Origin of the sequence: Moorena producens 3L (assembly GCF_000211815.1) — a bacterium.
GTDB classification, from domain to species: Bacteria; Cyanobacteriota; Cyanobacteriia; order Cyanobacteriales; family Coleofasciculaceae; genus Moorena; species Moorena producens.
The window spans coordinates 38631-54871 of sequence record NZ_GL890816.1 but is presented as its reverse complement, the minus strand read 5'-3'; the positions used below and the strand labels follow the sequence as shown (position 1 = coordinate 54871).

Below are 16241 nucleotides of genomic sequence, written 5' to 3'. Positions count from 1 at the left end.
ACTTAACTAATAAATAGTTAAGGTATGGTAAATCTTAATATCAACGAAAAAACACTATAAAGTTAAGACATGCTTAACCATCCAGTTAACCGCTCTTAACCTTAAAAAGATATATCTAATCAGTAGCTAAAAACTAGTACAAGCGTTTACCAACGCAATTTTTTTTAGTAATCAATGCTAGCCATATGAGCGACACCAGGGTATCAAAAAGTAGACAAATATCAGGGTTTAATAACCTTGGCTCACTACTTATGCTTTCAAACAGGGGTGTTCTCACGCTTGGACTGGTTTTCTACTGCAGCATAGCTATAAAATTATTAGCAACAGGGCTGAATTTGTTATAGCCTTTTGACGATTGTTTTTCAGCTAGCTCTGGTGGTAATGGTGCTCAAACTTTGTGATTCCGCTGATTCTTGTAGAGAGATAAAGAGATACTAGAATGTCTAAGCTAACTCGCAGAAAACTGCTAGTTTTCTTTGGGGCGAGTACTGCAGCTACTGTGTTGGCTCCTCAGATAGGCCAAAAACTGTTAGGTGGTGACTATAGTGTTGCCAATGCAGCTACCAGTACTATGGGTATTACCCCGGTGCGTTTACCCCATCCCTTGCCGATTTATCAAACTAAAAAAAGTGCCTTACCCACTGGCATTAATCAAAGCCAACTGCTTGAACCAAGTTCTGACATCAGTCTGGCTACCTACACGGTCATTGATGATGTAGTAGTACCGCCGGAGTACGAACGGTATGTAATTGTCAAATGGGGCGATCGCGTTTTCCCTAATCCAGACGATTATTTTGGCTATAACAACGACTACACTGGCTTTGTTCCTGTAGGTAGAAGCTCTAATGATGGCTATCTCTGGGTCAATCACGAATACGTTTCTTTTCCATTTTCTGACCTAGCTCCCGGTACTTCCAGCAGCTTAGCTGGATTCCCCACTAGCTTTGAGACGGTGATTGGCTATCCTCTACCGTCTAATGTGAATGATATAGAACTGCTTGGAGAATTTTTCTACAACCAAGGAGGTTCTATTGTTCGCATCCGTCGCAATGGTTCCGGTGAACGTTACCAAGTTGTTAAGGATGACTCCAAGAACCGTCGCATTCACGGTCTTTCTGGTTTAGGAATCAATGCTCAGCGGAGTGATGAGTTTAAGAGTGTTACCTCTTGGGGCTCCAGAAGCCATCAGCAAGGGGATCAAAACTACCTGGTGGGAACAGGACCAGCAGCAACTGAAGTGTTTTCTCTGAGTTCCGATGGCTTAGGGAACAAGATTATCGGTACTGCTTACAACTGTTCCGGTGGAACTACCCCTTGGGGTACCATTTTGACTACTGAAGAAAATTTCCAGGGTAGTGCCAGATTCTTCAATGGTGTTACTGAAGCTGTGCTACCTAATGGCACTCAGACTGGCTACACCGAAGGTACCACTGGGTCTGTATTCGGTCTGGTCGGTGAAAAGTATGGCTGGATGGTAGAGATTGATCCAGTTAACCCTAGTGTTCGTGCTAAGAAGCACACTGCGTTGGGACGCTTCCGTCACGAAAATATTACTTTCCGTACTGAGGCTGGTAATAAGTTAGTTGCTTACATGGGAGATGACCGCCGGGGTGGTCACACCTGGAAGTATGTTAGTAAGGGCAAACTGCGGGGCCTCAGTGATAAAGATAACAGTAAGTTATTTGAAGAAGGTACTCTCTACGTTGCTAAATTCAATTCCAATGGCACAGGTGAGTGGATACCATTGGTCTTGAGTACTCCCACCAATCCCAATGCTCCCTCTGAACTGGCTTCTGTTGAGCTAGCTGCTTTAGGTGAGGCACAACGAGATGGTCGGGTGCGCTTACCAAAGCGTGCTGGTATTGCTGGTGCTACTGAGGATGGTGGCTCGTTGGTGGTAGATCTCACTAATGAAGCAACTGCCCTCCCTGGTTATAAGAAGAAAACCCTGGCAGATTTCTACACTAGCCAAGGTGCTATTGTCGTTGATTCTTTCCTGGCAGCTAATCTAGTTGGTGGTACTCCCTCATCCCGCCCTGAGGATCTAGAAGTCCATCCCCGGACTAAAGCGGTATTCATTGCCTATACCGACCATATTGCTGGTGGAGATGGCTATCCAGATTCCCGGATCTTCCAAACTGCTAAACTCAACGCTGATGTTGATGCTAAGCAGCCTTCTGGTGGGATTTACAAGATTATTGAAAACAGCGCTGATGGTACAGGTACTAGCTTCCGCTGGACTCGATTCGTGGAATCTGGAGAAGCTGGAGCAGACGATGGTGCTGGTTTTGCTAATGTAGATAACTTAGCCTTCGATACTAAAGGTAATATCTGGGGTGTCACCGATATGTCTACTAGTCAGCACAACGGTTTTAGAACTGGTGCTGAGCCAACAGAACGCACCATTGACCACACCGACACTGGTGCTACTAGTTCTTTGGTTGGGGTTTATGGTAACAACTGGGTGTTCTATGTTCCCACTAGTGGGCCTAATGCTGGGGAAGTCATCCCCTTTGCTTATGGTCCAGTGCGTTGCGAGATAACTGGTCCAACCTTTATTGGTGATACTCTAATTGTTGCAGTACAGCATCCTGGGGAAAGTGTACCCATTGGTGCAGGTCAGCCGCCTCTGCAACGAGATATTGAAATCCTGAACTTGGATGGAAGTCTGTTTACTCAGAGCCGGACTGTACCTCTTGGTAGTAACTGGCCTAGTAGCTTACCTAAGGCTGATGGTGGTGATGGCAATCCCTCTGGACCACCCCGTCCTTCTGTAGTTGGTATTCGTCGCAAGTCTGGTGAAAGGCTTGTTTAGACTAATGTTGGTTTAGACTAATGGTAAGCATTCAGCTATCAGCCGTCAGCCGTCAGCTTATTTTATTCACAAGCACCATGAGTAGCCTAAGCTATGGGCATAAACTATTCGCTTAGCATGGCCTCAGACCTTGAGCACTTCAAGTAGCGTGGGCGTAGGTTGTTAGCTGATAGCTGATAACTGATAGCTGACGGCTGAATGCTTACGACTATGTTTGTTTAGACAAGACAGCAGAATGAGATAAGACATTTTATCTTTCCCATTCTCTACCTGATTTTTACACCTTTACAATTTAGATGCTGGCGTTCGTTTATAGATTCGTCAGCTTTTTTTTGTTTTTATGTAAGCATTCAGCGTGTCGCGTATCAGCTATCAGCTTATGGGCAGGCTTGGCCAAAGGCCAAAGTCCAATGGCTGACTGCTGTTCGAGTAGCTTGCGCCTAGGACATATGCTTAGATGGGCAAATCCCCAGACTTTCAATGTTGTAAAATCTCGAACTATTCAATTCTCCCGTTTGATGTTTATTTTTTGATGTTTATTTTAAGCATTAGGCACCTCAAGTAGCGTGGCCATTCGCGTAGGGTGGCCCAAAGGCCAAGGCCAACGGCTGACAGCTGACGGCTGAATGCTTACATTTCAATCGCCTAAAACGACTACTGCTAGGATAAACTATCGCCAATTTTGATAAAGTTAGCAAAAAAGCTATCTAGATCAGCTTCGTTAATATTTGGGTTGCTGAGAATGAAGCGAATTAGAATCTGTTCTTGATAGTGAGAGTAATTGACTAATGCTTGACCGGAGCGCATTAATTGATCACGTATTTCCAGATTAAGCTGATCTAAACCATGATTAGACAGACTGTTATCTCTGGGATTATAGCGAAAACAGATATTCAAAAATGTTGGTTGAACTATCAATTGTAATTTCTCACAACTGCGAATATAATCCGCCGCGTAGCTAGCGAGTTCAAACAAGCGGTCAACCCGTGCTTCATAACCACTTTTGCCGTAGTATTTCCAGGCTAGCCACAGCTTAAGGGCATCTACTTTCCGCCCACACTGCAAGGACATAGCTCCGAGATTATAGGCACTATCTTCATCATCGTGGAAGATATAGTGAGTACCTTGACTAGAACAAGCCTCCAATAAAGTCCCTGGTTGTTTAACCAGAATAGCTGAACAAATCAACGGCACCCCCATAAGTTTGTGAGCATCCCAAGTAAACGAATCTGCTAAGGAGCTACCTTGTAACAGGTGCTTGTGCTGGTTGCTGAATAAAACCGGAGCACCCCAAGACCCATCCACATGTAGCCAGAGTCCATATTTGCTGGTAATTTCTGAAATTGAGAGCAACGGATCGAATGCACCGGCAACGGTAGTGCCCGCAGTCGCTGTAACAAAGAAAGGTGTTTTTCCTTCCCTTAGGCTTTGTTGAATAGCAGCTTCTAATTGTTGCGGGCACATGCGCTGATCGTGATCGGATTTGACTTTAACTACATTGTCTATGCCCATGCCCAACAAATTTGCTGCTTTGAAAAAGGAATAGTGGGCCTGATCTGAGATGAATGCTACGAGCTGGTGATTTCCCAATCCCTTGTTTTTGGCTTCGGGTAGGAGTTTGTGTCGCCCACAAAGCATGGCGATCAGATTAGCATTACTCCCTCCTGTCACCATCAACCCCTCACCTTGAGGAAAACCGATCAAGTCGTTGAGAGCCTCAATCAATTTAATCTCTATCAGCGTGGCGACTGGAGCAACTTCATAGGTATACATAGAAGTATTAGCAGTACTAGTTACCATTTCTGCTAATAATCCAGTTATCTCAAATCCACCCCAAAGCTGGTTAAAAAACTTGTGGCTACTAGTCCGCACGCTGTGATCGAGGTATGATTCAATAATCGGAATTAAATCGGCTAAGGGAACTCCGTTTTCCGGTAAGCTTAAATCGAGTTTTTCCTTAAGGGTTTGAGGGCTTTTGTAATCTATTACCTTGGTATCGGTATTTTTATTTTCCTGCAAATACTTAAGGAGTTTATCAACAGTTAAGTTGATTATTTTTTCAAACTCGATCATAATTTATTATTTGGTATAATTAGATATTTGGTGGAATTGATAAGGGTGCATATCCTAAAAGCAGTTTGACCCGGTGGGTGGAATGGGCATCTTGCCCGTTACAATTTTCGGGCGTTCTGTCCCAACGGTGACGACTACGCATAAAATGAGGGATCGCCCGTCTTATCAAGCACCCTACCCAACTATCAGAGTGCTACTAAAACCTCGGCAAGTTTTCTCTTCGTGCTAGCGAATACTTCATGTTGTTGATTGTCCCAAATGCTAACACGAGAATTAAGCTCGATGATTTTCGGTTGACCGTTAACTAGGGCAATATCAATGCCATAAAATCGGTTACCGTACTGTACCATATGTTTTTCAATTTGTTCAACTAGCTCTAAGACAGTGCTAGGGATGAGTTCTATTTCTACAACACGCATCTCGCCTCCTTCAGTCACGGATGCTACTAATTTTCCTGAAGCTGGAGTACGTACTATAGAGTGAAGAATTTCCCCGTTGAGGAGTGCTACACGAAAGTCATGGACACCATCAACAATACCGGGTATACCTGAGCGTGAATCGAGAAACTCTTGGACTAAGAAGGGATAGGGGCAATGTTGCTTCTTTAAGAACTCATCGTCTCCAATGTGGACATTTCTGGCTTCAAGACCATCTACTGGCTTGACAACTTTATATTGTCCTGGTATAGTTTTGAGTGCCTCAATAAACTCTTCTTTGGTGTTAACAAGATAGGTTTGGGGAGAATAGTCACTGAACAGCTGAAAGGTTTTATATTTGTTGGTGCAAATTTCGTTAATTTCCTGACAGTTAAGAACTGGGATAGTTCCATCAGAGCTAAACAATCCTTTATCGAAAATGACATCAGCTTTGATAGGACCGGTTTCTATAACTTGTCCATCTCGTAATTCCCAACTCTGGGAAAATTGTCCTGACCCTAGATAAGAAGATTGGTGACGAACAACACGAAAATTGGCACCAAAGGCTTCTATTGCTTCACCAAGTTGGGCAATGTGTCGTATGTACTTTTTTTATTAAATGGGTAGGAAAAGGTGCCTGCTTCCTCAAAAAAGACAGCAACAGTTTTCAAGGTTGACCTCAAACTGGGAATCAACCGAAAATTATAGCAATTTTTTAAGGAAGCAGGATGTTTGACAAGGGTTTACGATATGCGATCGCGTAGCGTAGCCCTTCGGGCTAATCGCTAATCCCCTCACCGGAGCCTGCTGAGTTTTTGGCGTTGCGTCAGTCAAAGAATGAATAGGAGTAGAGTGGGCATCCTGCCCGCCCCAAAATATCAAGGAACAGGCAAGATGCCTATTCCACAAAACTCCATTATTAAGCAACGCTGAGGTTCTAACCAATGCGTCCGCTAATATAAGCTTCTGTCTGTGAGTTCGCGGGTCGTTCAAAGATTTGCCTAGTCTCCCCAAACTCCATCATTGCCCCTAAGTACATAAACGCGGTATAATCCGATATCCTTGCTGCCTGTTGCATGCTGTGAGTCACAATCAAAATTGTGACCTGTTTCTTCAGCTCAGCGATTAATTCTTCAATGCTGGAAGTAGCAATAGGGTCAAGGGCAGAGGTGGGTTCATCGAATAAAATAATCTCTGGGTCAGCCACTAAAGCCCGGGCAATACAAAGACGTTGTTGTTGACCTCCAGATAGGTTATAGGCTGAGTCATAGAGGCGGTCTTTTACTTCATCCCACAAAGCCGCTCCCCGCAAGGCTTTCTCCATTTTGTCTTCAATCACACGACGCCTATTTTCACCGCGCACTCGCAACCCATAGGCAACATTATCATAAATTGATTTAGGAAAAGGATTAGGCTTTTGGAATACCATGCTAATCCGCATCCGCACTTCTATCGGGTCAATTTTCTTACCTAAAATGTTGACATCGGAGTCGAGCCAGATTGCTCCTTCGTAGCGATTACCAGGATAAAGGTCATGCATACGATTGAAGCATCGCAGTAAAGTGGTTTTGCCACACCCTGATGGTCCAATTAGGGCGGTTACTTGTTTTTCTGGCACCACTAAACTAATACTTTTGAGAGCTTTAAATGAACCATAGTAAAAACTGAGGTTATCCACCTCAGCTTTGGCGTTACTAATGGTTGAGTCGGATAATTTATCAGATAGTTTCTCTACCATTTTAGACCTTTACGGAAGCGATAGCGTAGATAAATAGCAATACCATTCATAGCCAGGGTCATAGCAATCAAGACTGTACCGGCTGCAGCAGCATTTGCCTCAAATGCCCGTTCAGGTCTAGATACCCAGGTAAACATCTGAATCGGCATAACTGTGAATTCAGCTTGAACCCATGCAAATAGCTGCTGTAAGTTTAGATAGGGAAATTCACCCTGAAAGGGAATATAAGGAAATGCGCTGTTTAATGGAGAATCTGGCAAAAAGCGAATAAATACTAGAGCACCAATGGTAACCACAGGAGCAGTTTCTCCAATTGCCCGAGATAAACCAATGATTACGCCTGTAAGAATACTACCAAAGGAATAGGGCAAAACATGATCCCAAATCATTTGCCACTTACTGGCTCCCAGGGCATAAGCAGCCTCCCGGAGATGATTAGGAATTGCCCGCAGTGCCTCTCTTGTGGTGACAATCACCACTGGCAGAATTAACAACGCTAAGGTCAAACCTGCTGAGAGAATGCTTCGACCTAAATTTAACTCATAGACGAATAAGCCCAAGGCTAATAAACCATAGACAATGGAGGGAACTCCTGCCAAATTCGTGACATTAATTTCAATGAAATCCGCTAGCAAGTTTTTTCGGGAATATTCTTCTAAATAAATTCCTGAAGCTACACCAATGGGCACTGCAGCTAAGGCGGTCACTAACATCACCAGACTAGTGCCTACCCAGGCCGACATAATCCCCGCTTTTTCTGCTCTACGACTAGGAAACGATGTAAAAAACTCTGGTGAAATCCGGGATATCCCTGATTTTACCATATAGATGATTAACCCCAGCAAGATAAATATAGCGACCAGAATAACTACCAAACCAACGATGGCAAAAATCTGATTAATAAGCTTACGGCGATTTATATCTTCTCGAATTGTAAGTAAATTTTCTTGTGACATTTATATAGCGTTTTACTATTAGATGTGAAACTAGGATTGATGGATAATCACTAAAATCAAAACATTATGTACTTCACCCAATTTAAAATCGCTATACTAATAAATTTCTCGATAACGCTTAGCTAAGAAATGTCCAATGATGTTTAGGACTAGAGTCATTAAGACTAAGGTTAGTCCAGCCGCAAAAATGGTCTGGTATTCTAGAGTACCATGAGGCAAATCCCCAAGACTTACCTGGACGATGTAAGCAGTGATTGTAGCGGCTTGGTCCAGGGGATTCCAAGCGATCTTGGGTTGTAAGCCCGCTGCGATCGCAACAATCATCGTTTCCCCTACAGCCCTTGATGTTCCTAGGATGTAGGATGAGGCAATGCCGGAAATAGCAGCAGGAAACACCACGTTCCATGCTGTCTGTAACCGAGTTGCTCCCATAGCATAAGACCCTTCCCGTAACTCTACCGGAACCGCTCGCATGGCATCTTCACTAATGGAACTAATAAAGGGAATAATCATCAAACCCATGACTAGACCGGCACTTAGCATATTAAAAACTGGCAATTCAGTAAAAATATTGCGCAGAAGAGGGCTAACTACCAGCAGGGCAAAATAACCATAAACTACTGTAGGAATTGCTGCTAAAAGTTCCAAACCTGGTTTAATTATTTCTCGTAATGTAGGAGGAGCAAATTCACTTAGGTAAATCGCAGCAATAGTTCCGGTCGGGATAGCAAGTAGGAGAGCAGTCGTAGCGGTTACTAGGGTTCCTGATATCAATGGCAAAATTCCGTAGTGTTTCTCCAGAAACATCGGTGTCCATTTGGTATCAGTAAGGAAATCAATTAATGAAACTTCCTTGAAAAATGCCAGAGATTCCCTAAGCAGGAAAAAGATTATTGCTGCCATAGTGGCGACGGAAGACAATGCCGCCAAAAACAATAGTATTTCAATCCCCCGTTCTCGCAAATTGCGAATTAATGTTGGTGAGAGGCGTTTGGTCTGGTTAAGTCGGATCAGTTTTTCGGTCATAAAATCGGTCATAAAAGTATTGTTTTAAGGCAGCTATCAGCTATCAGTTATCAGCGAACAGCTTAAGCGCTACGCGCACGCTACGCGAACAGCTATCAGCGAACAGCTTAAGCGCTACGCGCACGCTACGCGAACAGCTATCAGCTATCAGCATATGCGTTAGATGGGCAAATCCCCAGACTTTTAATTCTGATTAATCTCGAACTATTATATTTTTCTGTTTGCGCGATGCGCACACTACGGTAACAAAGTTTATTTTCAGCTGACCGCTGACAGCTGACGCCTGAATGCTTACCTGAGAACTCTTAACTGAGAACTTAGGACTCTTTTCAACATAAGTCAAGAGCGATGATTGATAATTCTACTACTAATCGCTCTTGACGAGATTAAACCAATTAAGTCCTCTAGGTTAGATTCAGTTCTAGGCTTAGTTACCGCTACCGACTAGAACCTCTAACTCTGCGAGGGATTTGGCATAGTCTGCAGAAGATAGAGGCACCGACTTAACCTCAGTGACTAATCGCTCAGCATTTTGGAGGTAATAGGTCACAAACTCACTTACCTCCGTACGCTTAACAGCGTTTTTGTTGACATAGATGAAGATTGGTCGGGATAGGGGCGTGTAAGTCCCGTTACGTACCGTTGTCAGAGAAGGCGTCACCCCATTGATAGCAACAGCCTTCAGCTTGTCTTGGTTTTCTAGGTAGTAGGAAAGACCGAAGTATGCCAGGGCTCTTCGATCCGTTTCTACACCTTGAACCAAAACGTTGTCATCTTCACTAGGGGTGTAATCGGTGCGGCTAGCACCAGACTTGCCGTTAACCTTTTTGGTGAAGTAGTCAAAGGTTCCGGAGTCTGCACCAGGACCGTACAGAACTAGGGGCAGGTCTGGCCAAGCGGAATTTACTTGACTCCATTTGGTTACAGTCCCCTCAGATTCAGGCTTCCAGATTTTATTGAGTTCTTCAACTTTAATGTCTGTAACCGCAGTATTGCCTTTATTGACTACGACGGTAATGGCATCGTATGCCACTGGAATGGCCATATACTCAATGCCATTTTCAGCACACAGTGCCTTCTCTTTGTCCTTAATTGGTCGAGAAGCGTCAGAGATGTCGGTTTCACCTTTGCAGAATTTCTTAAAACCGCCACCAGTTCCAGAAATACCAACGGTTACTCGTACCCCATTTTTCTTGAGATCCTGAAACTCTTCCGCTACTGCTTCAGTAATTGGGTAAACGGTGCTAGACCCATCAATTCTGACAGTGGGTCTACCTTGAGAGTTAACTGTTGGTGCCACTAACGCAACAGTTGAGGCTACTAGGGCAAACAAGCCAGCTAGCTTCCAGCTATTTTTCTTGAAATTCATCGCCTTGACCACTGTAAAAAACTCCCAGCAATGTTAGGGTGTCGCAATCCACACTTGGTCAAGACTATAGAGCGATTACTAAGTAATGGTAAGTAATCGCGTAAGGTTTAGTTAAATTTAGGTTAATCCTTGTTTAAGAAACAATTTCAGGCTTTCTTTCGTCTTATATCTATTTATCCTTAGTCTTCATATTATCTTTCTTTTTTTGATTGTCAAGACTAAAACAAATTTAGATAAATAAAGCAGAAATCCGACCCCTTCTGGCTTCTGGGCTATTTATAGTCTCTTTGCCATTCTCCTGTGGACTGGATCTAAAAGCCTGTATAATTAGTCCCGCAGCCGTTCAGGTGCCTTACTCAGAATGGTGCCAGATGTCCATTTAACCTACACCGAACGCCAAAGGCGAACAACATTTTTGAATTAAGAATGTAGAATTTAGAATTTAGAATTTGGAATTCACCATTCAACCTTAAACCTTGAACCTTCAACCTTAAACCTTAAACCTTGAACCTTCAACCAAACAACCTTCAACCAAACAACCTTGAACCTTCAACCTTCAACCTTAAACCTTCATAACCTTCAACCTTCAACCAAACAACCTTCAACCAAACACCTACCTTGAATCAACCAATTAATCTATTCGAGTACGAATCCCTAGCGCCGCAGTATCTATCTCCCATGGCACTGGATTATTACGCCAGTGGTGCTTGGGATGAAGTAACACTGCGAGAGAATCGTGCAGGGTTTGAACAGATAAAACTTCGTCCTCGGATGTTGGTGGATGTTAGTCAACGAGATTTAAGCACGCAAATCCTAGATCAGTCTCTGCCCATACCGATTCTGGTTGCTCCCATGGCATTCCAATGTCTGGCCAATCCAGAAGGTGAATTGGCCACAGCAAGGGCTGCAGCTGAGGTAGGGGCAATCATGGTGTTGAGTACGATGTCCACCAAACCGTTAGAAGCTGTAGCCCTAGCTGGCAAACAGAGCCAACAGAAGCAGGAGGCAACATCCGAGATCAAAAATCCCTCATGGTTTCAGCTTTATGTCCATCGCGATCGCACTCTCACCCGTAGACTTGTGGAACGGGCGGAGGCAGCTGGTTTTAGTGCCCTTTGTCTGACCGTAGATGCACCAGTGTTGGGGTGTCGGGAAAGGGATCGACGCAATCAATTTACTCTACCGGTAGGGATGGAACTGGCTAATTTAGCGACAATGACTGGTCTGGAAATTCCCAAAACCGCAGGAGAATCGGGTTTATTGAGCTATTTTGCCCAGCAAATTGATCCAGCACTGACCTGGCGGGATCTGGAATGGTTACAATCGATCACTACTCTACCGGTGTTAGTCAAAGGCATTTTGCGAGGAGATGATGCTCTCAAGGCATTGGACCATGGAGCGAAAGGAATCATTGTATCGAATCATGGGGGTAGGCAATTGGATAGTGCGATCGCGTCTATCGATGCCTTACCCGAAGTGGTCGCAGCCGTGGGAAATCATCTACCGGTATTAATCGATGGGGGTATCCGCCGAGGTACTGATGTGCTCAAAGCCCTAGCCTTGGGTGCATCAGCGGTGTTGGTAGGTCGTCCGGTGTTATGGGGATTAGCTGTAGCAGGAGTTGCTGGAGTACGCCATGTCTTGCAATTGTTACGAGATGAATTGGATATAGCGATGGCCTTAAGTGGCTGTACTAAGGTCAAGGATATTGACTCTAGTTTGGTTAAAATTAAAGATTAGACATCTCCAGAAATTAGGTTTTCACCTAGATAGGATCGGGGTTTCAGATTCTTTGTCGGAGATGTCTATTGACTAAATTATTAATAAATTAATAATAGCTTTTCATACCTAAATATTAAGCCAAATAGCTTAGTAATATCAATGAATTGGCTGAAGTTATAGCAAGACTGCTTATGTTAAATTTTATGAAAAAAATTATTAGTTATTGGTAATACTTTGATACTATTGCCATAACTTCCTGGCACTTATCAGGGTTAGGGTAAGGGTTAGAGGTTGTCTGAGAAGTATCATTTGCTACATAAAAGCCCCCTAAATCCCCCAAGTTTGGGGGACTTTTACCAGCAAATTGATTCTTGTTCCCCCCAAGCGAGCAATCCCTCGCTTGGGGGGCTAGGGGGGCAAAATTCAGTATCAAAAAACTTGGGAGATATCCTCTTAGATAAGCTTTGAGCGATTTATCTATTGGAAAGTGATATCAGTAAGTAATTATTAGCCTGAAATCCGAAAAAGAAATGAGTAATAAGCTAGCCACTATCACCCTTAGTATTATCTTATCCTTAACCTTTACCTCAGCCAGTTTAGCTGAAACAGTCTTGTCAGAAATTAAGCGCACTGGTGTTTTGAAAGTAGGAATTAGGAGAGATGCCCCTCCCTTTGGTTTTCTAGAGCAAGATCAATGGCAAGGCTACTGCGTGACTAAAATGTATGTTCTAGCCAACCATCTTGGTGAAGTACTCAATAGACCTGTTCGGTTCGAGGCAATTCCATCTGTTCTAGACGAAGACTCCCCTAACAATCGTTATGGGATGGTAGCCAATGGCAAGGTACATCTAGATTGTGGTCCCAATACGATCAAAAGTGCTCCACCACTATCAGGAGTTACTTACTCCACTGCTTTTTATTTTTCCGGGACACATTTTCTAATCAGACCCGAAATGAAGGGTATATTTAATCCTGAAACTTCCCTAGCTGGTAAAAAAATTGGTGTCCTTCCTGGTTCAAATACACATCCCTTAATCTCCAGTACCTACCCATTAGCTGAAATAGTAGACACTCGTTACAGAAGCTCTAACGGTCGAGAATTGGCTCTAAGAGATGTCGTCGAAAGGAGAATTGATGCTTTTGCCAGTGATGGCATGCTCTTAATGGCAGAAGCCTTAAGACAAGGGCTGACATTCCAGGATTTTACCTTAACTCCTGACCGACCGTTGACTTGTGATTTTTACGGAATAATTTTACCTGATAATGATATAGAATGGAAGACAAAAATTGATAAATTTATTACTAACTTAAGGTGGAATATAATTTTGGAAAAATCCTTGGGTGTTGACTCGATTTATTACCAAGGTATACGACAAGCTGCTTATGAAAAATGTGCTAACTAAATCACTGAAAGCTGACTGCTGAAAGCTGACTGCTGAAAGCTGACTGCTGAAAGCTGAATAATGAATACTTACAACCCTATTTTTGATTATTCAAATAGACGCTTAAATAGACGACAATGTTAAACCCATTCTTTTGGATTAAACGTGCTTCCCATCGTCGATGGTTTTACCTGCTGATTGTGGTAGTTGTGGCACTGGGTCTAGGGGTAGGGTTACCCAATACCTCATCAGCATTTGACTCCTGTGGGTTAGATGGTGATGCAGGAATTGAGATAATTCAGTTAATCACCATTTCTGATCAACAGAATTAGAGCTGGGTAAGTGTTTGAATCAACAAGAAGTTGATCACGGGCTGGAGATTTATAGCGGACGCGAAATCACTGAATACGTCCAAGACATTGGTCAGAGATTAATCCCCTATAGCGATCGCCCCAATTTTCCCTATACCTTTCAAGTAGTCAGGAACAACGATATAAATGCCTTTGCCTTGGTGGGTGGCTTTGTTTATGTTCATACGGGCTTGCTCAAAGGGGTAGAAAATGAAGCTGAGTTAGCTGCAGTGATAGCTCACGAAATTGCTCACATTACCAGCAAACACAGTATCGAGAGGCTGCGCCAGATTATCAAAGACAAGAACCTTGAGGAAAATAGTGAAGTCGAGTACAAAACCATTATAAATCTTCTTGAGGATATCGCCTTCTCTCTTCCCCGAGGACGGCAGCAGGAATATGAAGCAGACCGCAAGGGATTAGAAATGTTGCACCGTGCTGGCTACGCTCCCTCAGGCATGACTGGATTTCTCCAAAAATTAACCAAAGGCAATACACCGGCAATGCTAAGAACCCACCCAGAACCAGCAAAACGCCTTGATACTCTCAAGGAAAGAATCAACAATAAAGGTTGGGATCCCAATGATGGTGATGGCTTAGACAGTGATGCTTACAAACAGAGAATTAAATCTCTACCAATCGAGTAGGTGAGCTACCTATACTGACTGGCTGTAATTGAATCATGGGGGTCGGCAATTGGATAGTGCGATCGCATCTATCGATGCCTTACCCGAAGTGGTCGCAGCCGTGGGAAATTATCTACCGGTATTAATCGATGGGGGTATCCGTAGAGGCACTGATGTGCTCAAAGCCCTAGCCTTAGGTGCATCAGCGGTGTTGGTAGGTCATCCGGTGTTATGGGGATTAGCTGTAGCAGGAGTTGCAGGAGTACGCCATGTCTTGCAATTGTTAAGGGATGAATTGCACATAGCGATGGTGTTGAGTGGCTGTACTAAAGTCAAGGATATTGACCTTAGTTTTGTAAAAATTAAACATTGACCAGAGTAATTAACGAATAACTAGTCACCAATAATTAATCACTAATAATACATTTTGCTTAGTAATATCAATGACTTGGCTGACATTCTAGAAATAATAGGTATGCTATCTTTGATTAGAAAAATCAATATATAAATTAGTATTTATTGGTAATAGTTTGATAGTATCTCACTAAATTACCGCCACTGATCAGGGTGATGGTAAGAGTTATATAAACTTTGAGATTAATCTATTTATCTATTGGAAAGTGAAATAGGCAACTATTGTGCATCATTACCTAGGATAATTGCCAATTTCAAGCCCTAGGGCTAGTTGACTGGCGTTGCTGATTTTGGGTATGGTTTCGCCCCCCTAGCCCCCCAATTCTGGGGGGAACAAGAGTTTCAAAGTCCCCCAAAATTGGGGGATTTAGGGGGCTTTAGCAAAACCAAACGATCGCGCTTCATACTTTAATTCAGCAACCCCAGTTGACTAGCTTTAAGACTAGTAAGTAATTATTAGTTTCAATAATAGCAAGGCTACTCCGTGAATAAAATATATTATATAGCCAACAATTTTTACCTATAAATCCAGAGCTATATCAATTTTTTATCAAAGTAAATAGGGTGCTATTACCAAAACACTAAAATCCTAAAAAGACCGAAAAATTAATGAAACTACCGAACTTATTAACCACCCTCGGTGTAGCATCCATTATCACCACTTTAGCCATAGTAGATATTGCCAAACCACTGGAAACCTTTGCCTATACATCTCCTAATCAGTCAACCAGTGAAGGGATAGGACAAAGCAATGATTTTTTGATTGCATCTGGACGTAGTGCAAACTTTGAGGATGGAATATTTTCTGTACGCCTTCCGGAAACAGGAACTCTGGGACAAGAGCTTGATAATTTTATATCTGCTAATCCTAGTTTCAATGTTGAGTCAAAAGAGAAGTGGGTTAGTAACATCAAAGTCTTTTCTATGACCAGAGGTTCTATTAGTAATGGAAGTGTACCAATCACCGCTAGATGGTCTGTTCGATTATGTTGGAGCACTACTTTTGCCTTAAAGAAATGCGTTGGCGGCTGGATAAACAAAAGTGAGGACTTTGAAACGTCATGCTCTATCGGGGCACAACCACGCTATCTTCGTTGCAGAATGCCAGGGAAAGTTAGTGAATTGGTAAGAGAAGGTAGCATTTCAGTTAACTAAAGTTTATCGATTATTATCCTAATTTTACTAATTAAAAACTGAGCTGTTTGTCCTAAAAGCCAATCCCAAGCTATCGACAGCTATCGCACCTTTACATTTAAACCAACCTTACCCAGCGCCATAGCTTAAGCTTGGCGTCTGGTAGTTTACAACTGTTTTAAATTCCCTCAGCTTTGTTACTACTAACTGACTCTAACAA

At 43.0% G+C, this 16241-nt stretch carries 12 protein-coding genes and 1 pseudogene; 7 read left to right on the top strand and 6 right to left on the bottom strand.

The window, feature by feature from the left end:
- The first annotated feature begins 439 nt into the window (after positions 1-439).
- Positions 440-2815 (top strand): PhoX family protein, encoded by a 2376-nt coding sequence (locus LYNGBM3L_RS00555; protein ID WP_008177746.1) that lies wholly within the window; start codon positions 440-442, stop codon positions 2813-2815.
- 660 nt (positions 2816-3475) lie between these two features.
- On the opposite strand, the gene LYNGBM3L_RS00550 is transcribed toward LYNGBM3L_RS00555, so the two are convergent.
- The 6 genes from LYNGBM3L_RS00550 to LYNGBM3L_RS00525 all read right to left on the bottom strand — a co-directional run bounded on the left by LYNGBM3L_RS00550 (position 3476) and on the right by LYNGBM3L_RS00525 (position 10393).
- Entirely contained in the window at positions 3476-4888 is a 1413-nt protein-coding gene (locus tag LYNGBM3L_RS00550) for a pyridoxal phosphate-dependent decarboxylase family protein (protein ID WP_008177744.1), read from the bottom strand.
- A gap of 185 nt (positions 4889-5073) precedes the next feature.
- The gene (locus tag LYNGBM3L_RS00545; RefSeq protein WP_008177742.1) at positions 5074-5730 is read right to left on the bottom strand and encodes an ATP-grasp domain-containing protein; all 657 of its coding nucleotides are present in this window, start codon (positions 5728-5730) and stop codon (positions 5074-5076) included.
- Positions 5731-6241: 511 nt separating this feature from the next.
- On the bottom strand, positions 6242-7042 hold the full coding sequence (gene pstB / locus LYNGBM3L_RS00540; RefSeq protein ID WP_008177738.1) for a phosphate ABC transporter ATP-binding protein PstB: 801 nt from the start codon (positions 7040-7042) through the stop codon (positions 6242-6244).
- Positions 7036-7998: a phosphate ABC transporter permease PstA gene (pstA, locus tag LYNGBM3L_RS00535; protein WP_008177735.1), complete on the bottom strand. Its 963-nt coding sequence runs from the start codon at positions 7996-7998 to the stop codon at positions 7036-7038. The genes pstB and pstA overlap by 7 nt, the downstream gene beginning before the upstream one ends.
- 96 nt (positions 7999-8094) lie before the next feature.
- Complete coding sequence (gene pstC, locus LYNGBM3L_RS00530) at positions 8095-9024, bottom strand: phosphate ABC transporter permease subunit PstC (RefSeq protein ID WP_044491810.1); 930 nt, start codon at positions 9022-9024, stop codon at positions 8095-8097.
- Positions 9025-9451: 427 nt separating this feature from the next.
- The gene (locus tag LYNGBM3L_RS00525; RefSeq protein ID WP_008177732.1) at positions 9452-10393 is read right to left on the bottom strand and encodes a PstS family phosphate ABC transporter substrate-binding protein; all 942 of its coding nucleotides are present in this window, start codon (positions 10391-10393) and stop codon (positions 9452-9454) included.
- A 618-nt stretch (positions 10394-11011) separates the two neighbouring features.
- On the opposite strand from LYNGBM3L_RS00525, the gene LYNGBM3L_RS00520 reads away from it, so the two are divergent.
- The 6 genes and pseudogenes from LYNGBM3L_RS00520 to LYNGBM3L_RS00495 all read left to right on the top strand — a co-directional run bounded on the left by LYNGBM3L_RS00520 (position 11012) and on the right by LYNGBM3L_RS00495 (position 16042).
- A complete protein-coding gene (locus tag LYNGBM3L_RS00520; protein ID WP_044491789.1) occupies positions 11012-12133 on the top strand; it encodes an alpha-hydroxy acid oxidase in 1122 nt (373 codons plus the stop codon).
- A gap of 512 nt (positions 12134-12645) precedes the next feature.
- On the top strand, positions 12646-13518 hold the full coding sequence (locus tag LYNGBM3L_RS00510) for a transporter substrate-binding domain-containing protein (RefSeq protein ID WP_008177726.1): 873 nt from the start codon (positions 12646-12648) through the stop codon (positions 13516-13518).
- Positions 13519-13634: 116 nt separating this feature from the next.
- Positions 13635-13829 carry a hypothetical protein gene (locus tag LYNGBM3L_RS33495; protein WP_008177724.1) on the top strand — a complete coding sequence of 65 codons (195 nt, stop codon included), beginning with the start codon at positions 13635-13637 and terminating at the stop codon, positions 13827-13829.
- A gap of 14 nt (positions 13830-13843) precedes the next feature.
- Complete coding sequence (locus tag LYNGBM3L_RS00505) at positions 13844-14494, top strand: M48 family metallopeptidase (RefSeq protein WP_008177722.1); 651 nt, start codon at positions 13844-13846, stop codon at positions 14492-14494.
- Between the two features lie 31 nt (positions 14495-14525).
- Positions 14526-14846 (top strand): annotated as a pseudogene (locus tag LYNGBM3L_RS00500) (alpha-hydroxy acid oxidase); the annotation flags it as partial.
- Between the two features lie 650 nt (positions 14847-15496).
- On the top strand, positions 15497-16042 hold the full coding sequence (locus tag LYNGBM3L_RS00495; RefSeq protein WP_008177716.1) for a hypothetical protein: 546 nt from the start codon (positions 15497-15499) through the stop codon (positions 16040-16042).
- The last annotated feature ends 199 nt before the right edge of the window (positions 16043-16241 follow it).

What these genes read in the sequence shown, in the direction of transcription:
- LYNGBM3L_RS00555 (WP_008177746.1), top strand. Translation starts at nt 440, where the DNA reads ATGTCTAAGCTAACTCGCAGAAAACTGCTAGTTTTCTTTGGGGCGAGT.
- LYNGBM3L_RS00550 (WP_008177744.1), bottom strand. Translation starts at nt 4,888, where the DNA reads ATGATCGAGTTTGAAAAAATAATCAACTTAACTGTTGATAAACTCCTT.
- pstB (WP_008177738.1), bottom strand. Translation starts at nt 7,042, where the DNA reads ATGGTAGAGAAACTATCTGATAAATTATCCGACTCAACCATTAGTAAC.
- pstA (WP_008177735.1), bottom strand. Translation starts at nt 7,998, where the DNA reads ATGTCACAAGAAAATTTACTTACAATTCGAGAAGATATAAATCGCCGT.
- pstC (WP_044491810.1), bottom strand. Translation starts at nt 9,024, where the DNA reads ATGACCGAAAAACTGATCCGACTTAACCAGACCAAACGCCTCTCACCA.
- LYNGBM3L_RS00525 (WP_008177732.1), bottom strand. Translation starts at nt 10,393, where the DNA reads ATGAATTTCAAGAAAAATAGCTGGAAGCTAGCTGGCTTGTTTGCCCTA.
- LYNGBM3L_RS00510 (WP_008177726.1), top strand. Translation starts at nt 12,646, where the DNA reads ATGAGTAATAAGCTAGCCACTATCACCCTTAGTATTATCTTATCCTTA.
- LYNGBM3L_RS33495 (WP_008177724.1), top strand. Translation starts at nt 13,635, where the DNA reads ATGTTAAACCCATTCTTTTGGATTAAACGTGCTTCCCATCGTCGATGG.
- LYNGBM3L_RS00495 (WP_008177716.1), top strand. Translation starts at nt 15,497, where the DNA reads ATGAAACTACCGAACTTATTAACCACCCTCGGTGTAGCATCCATTATC.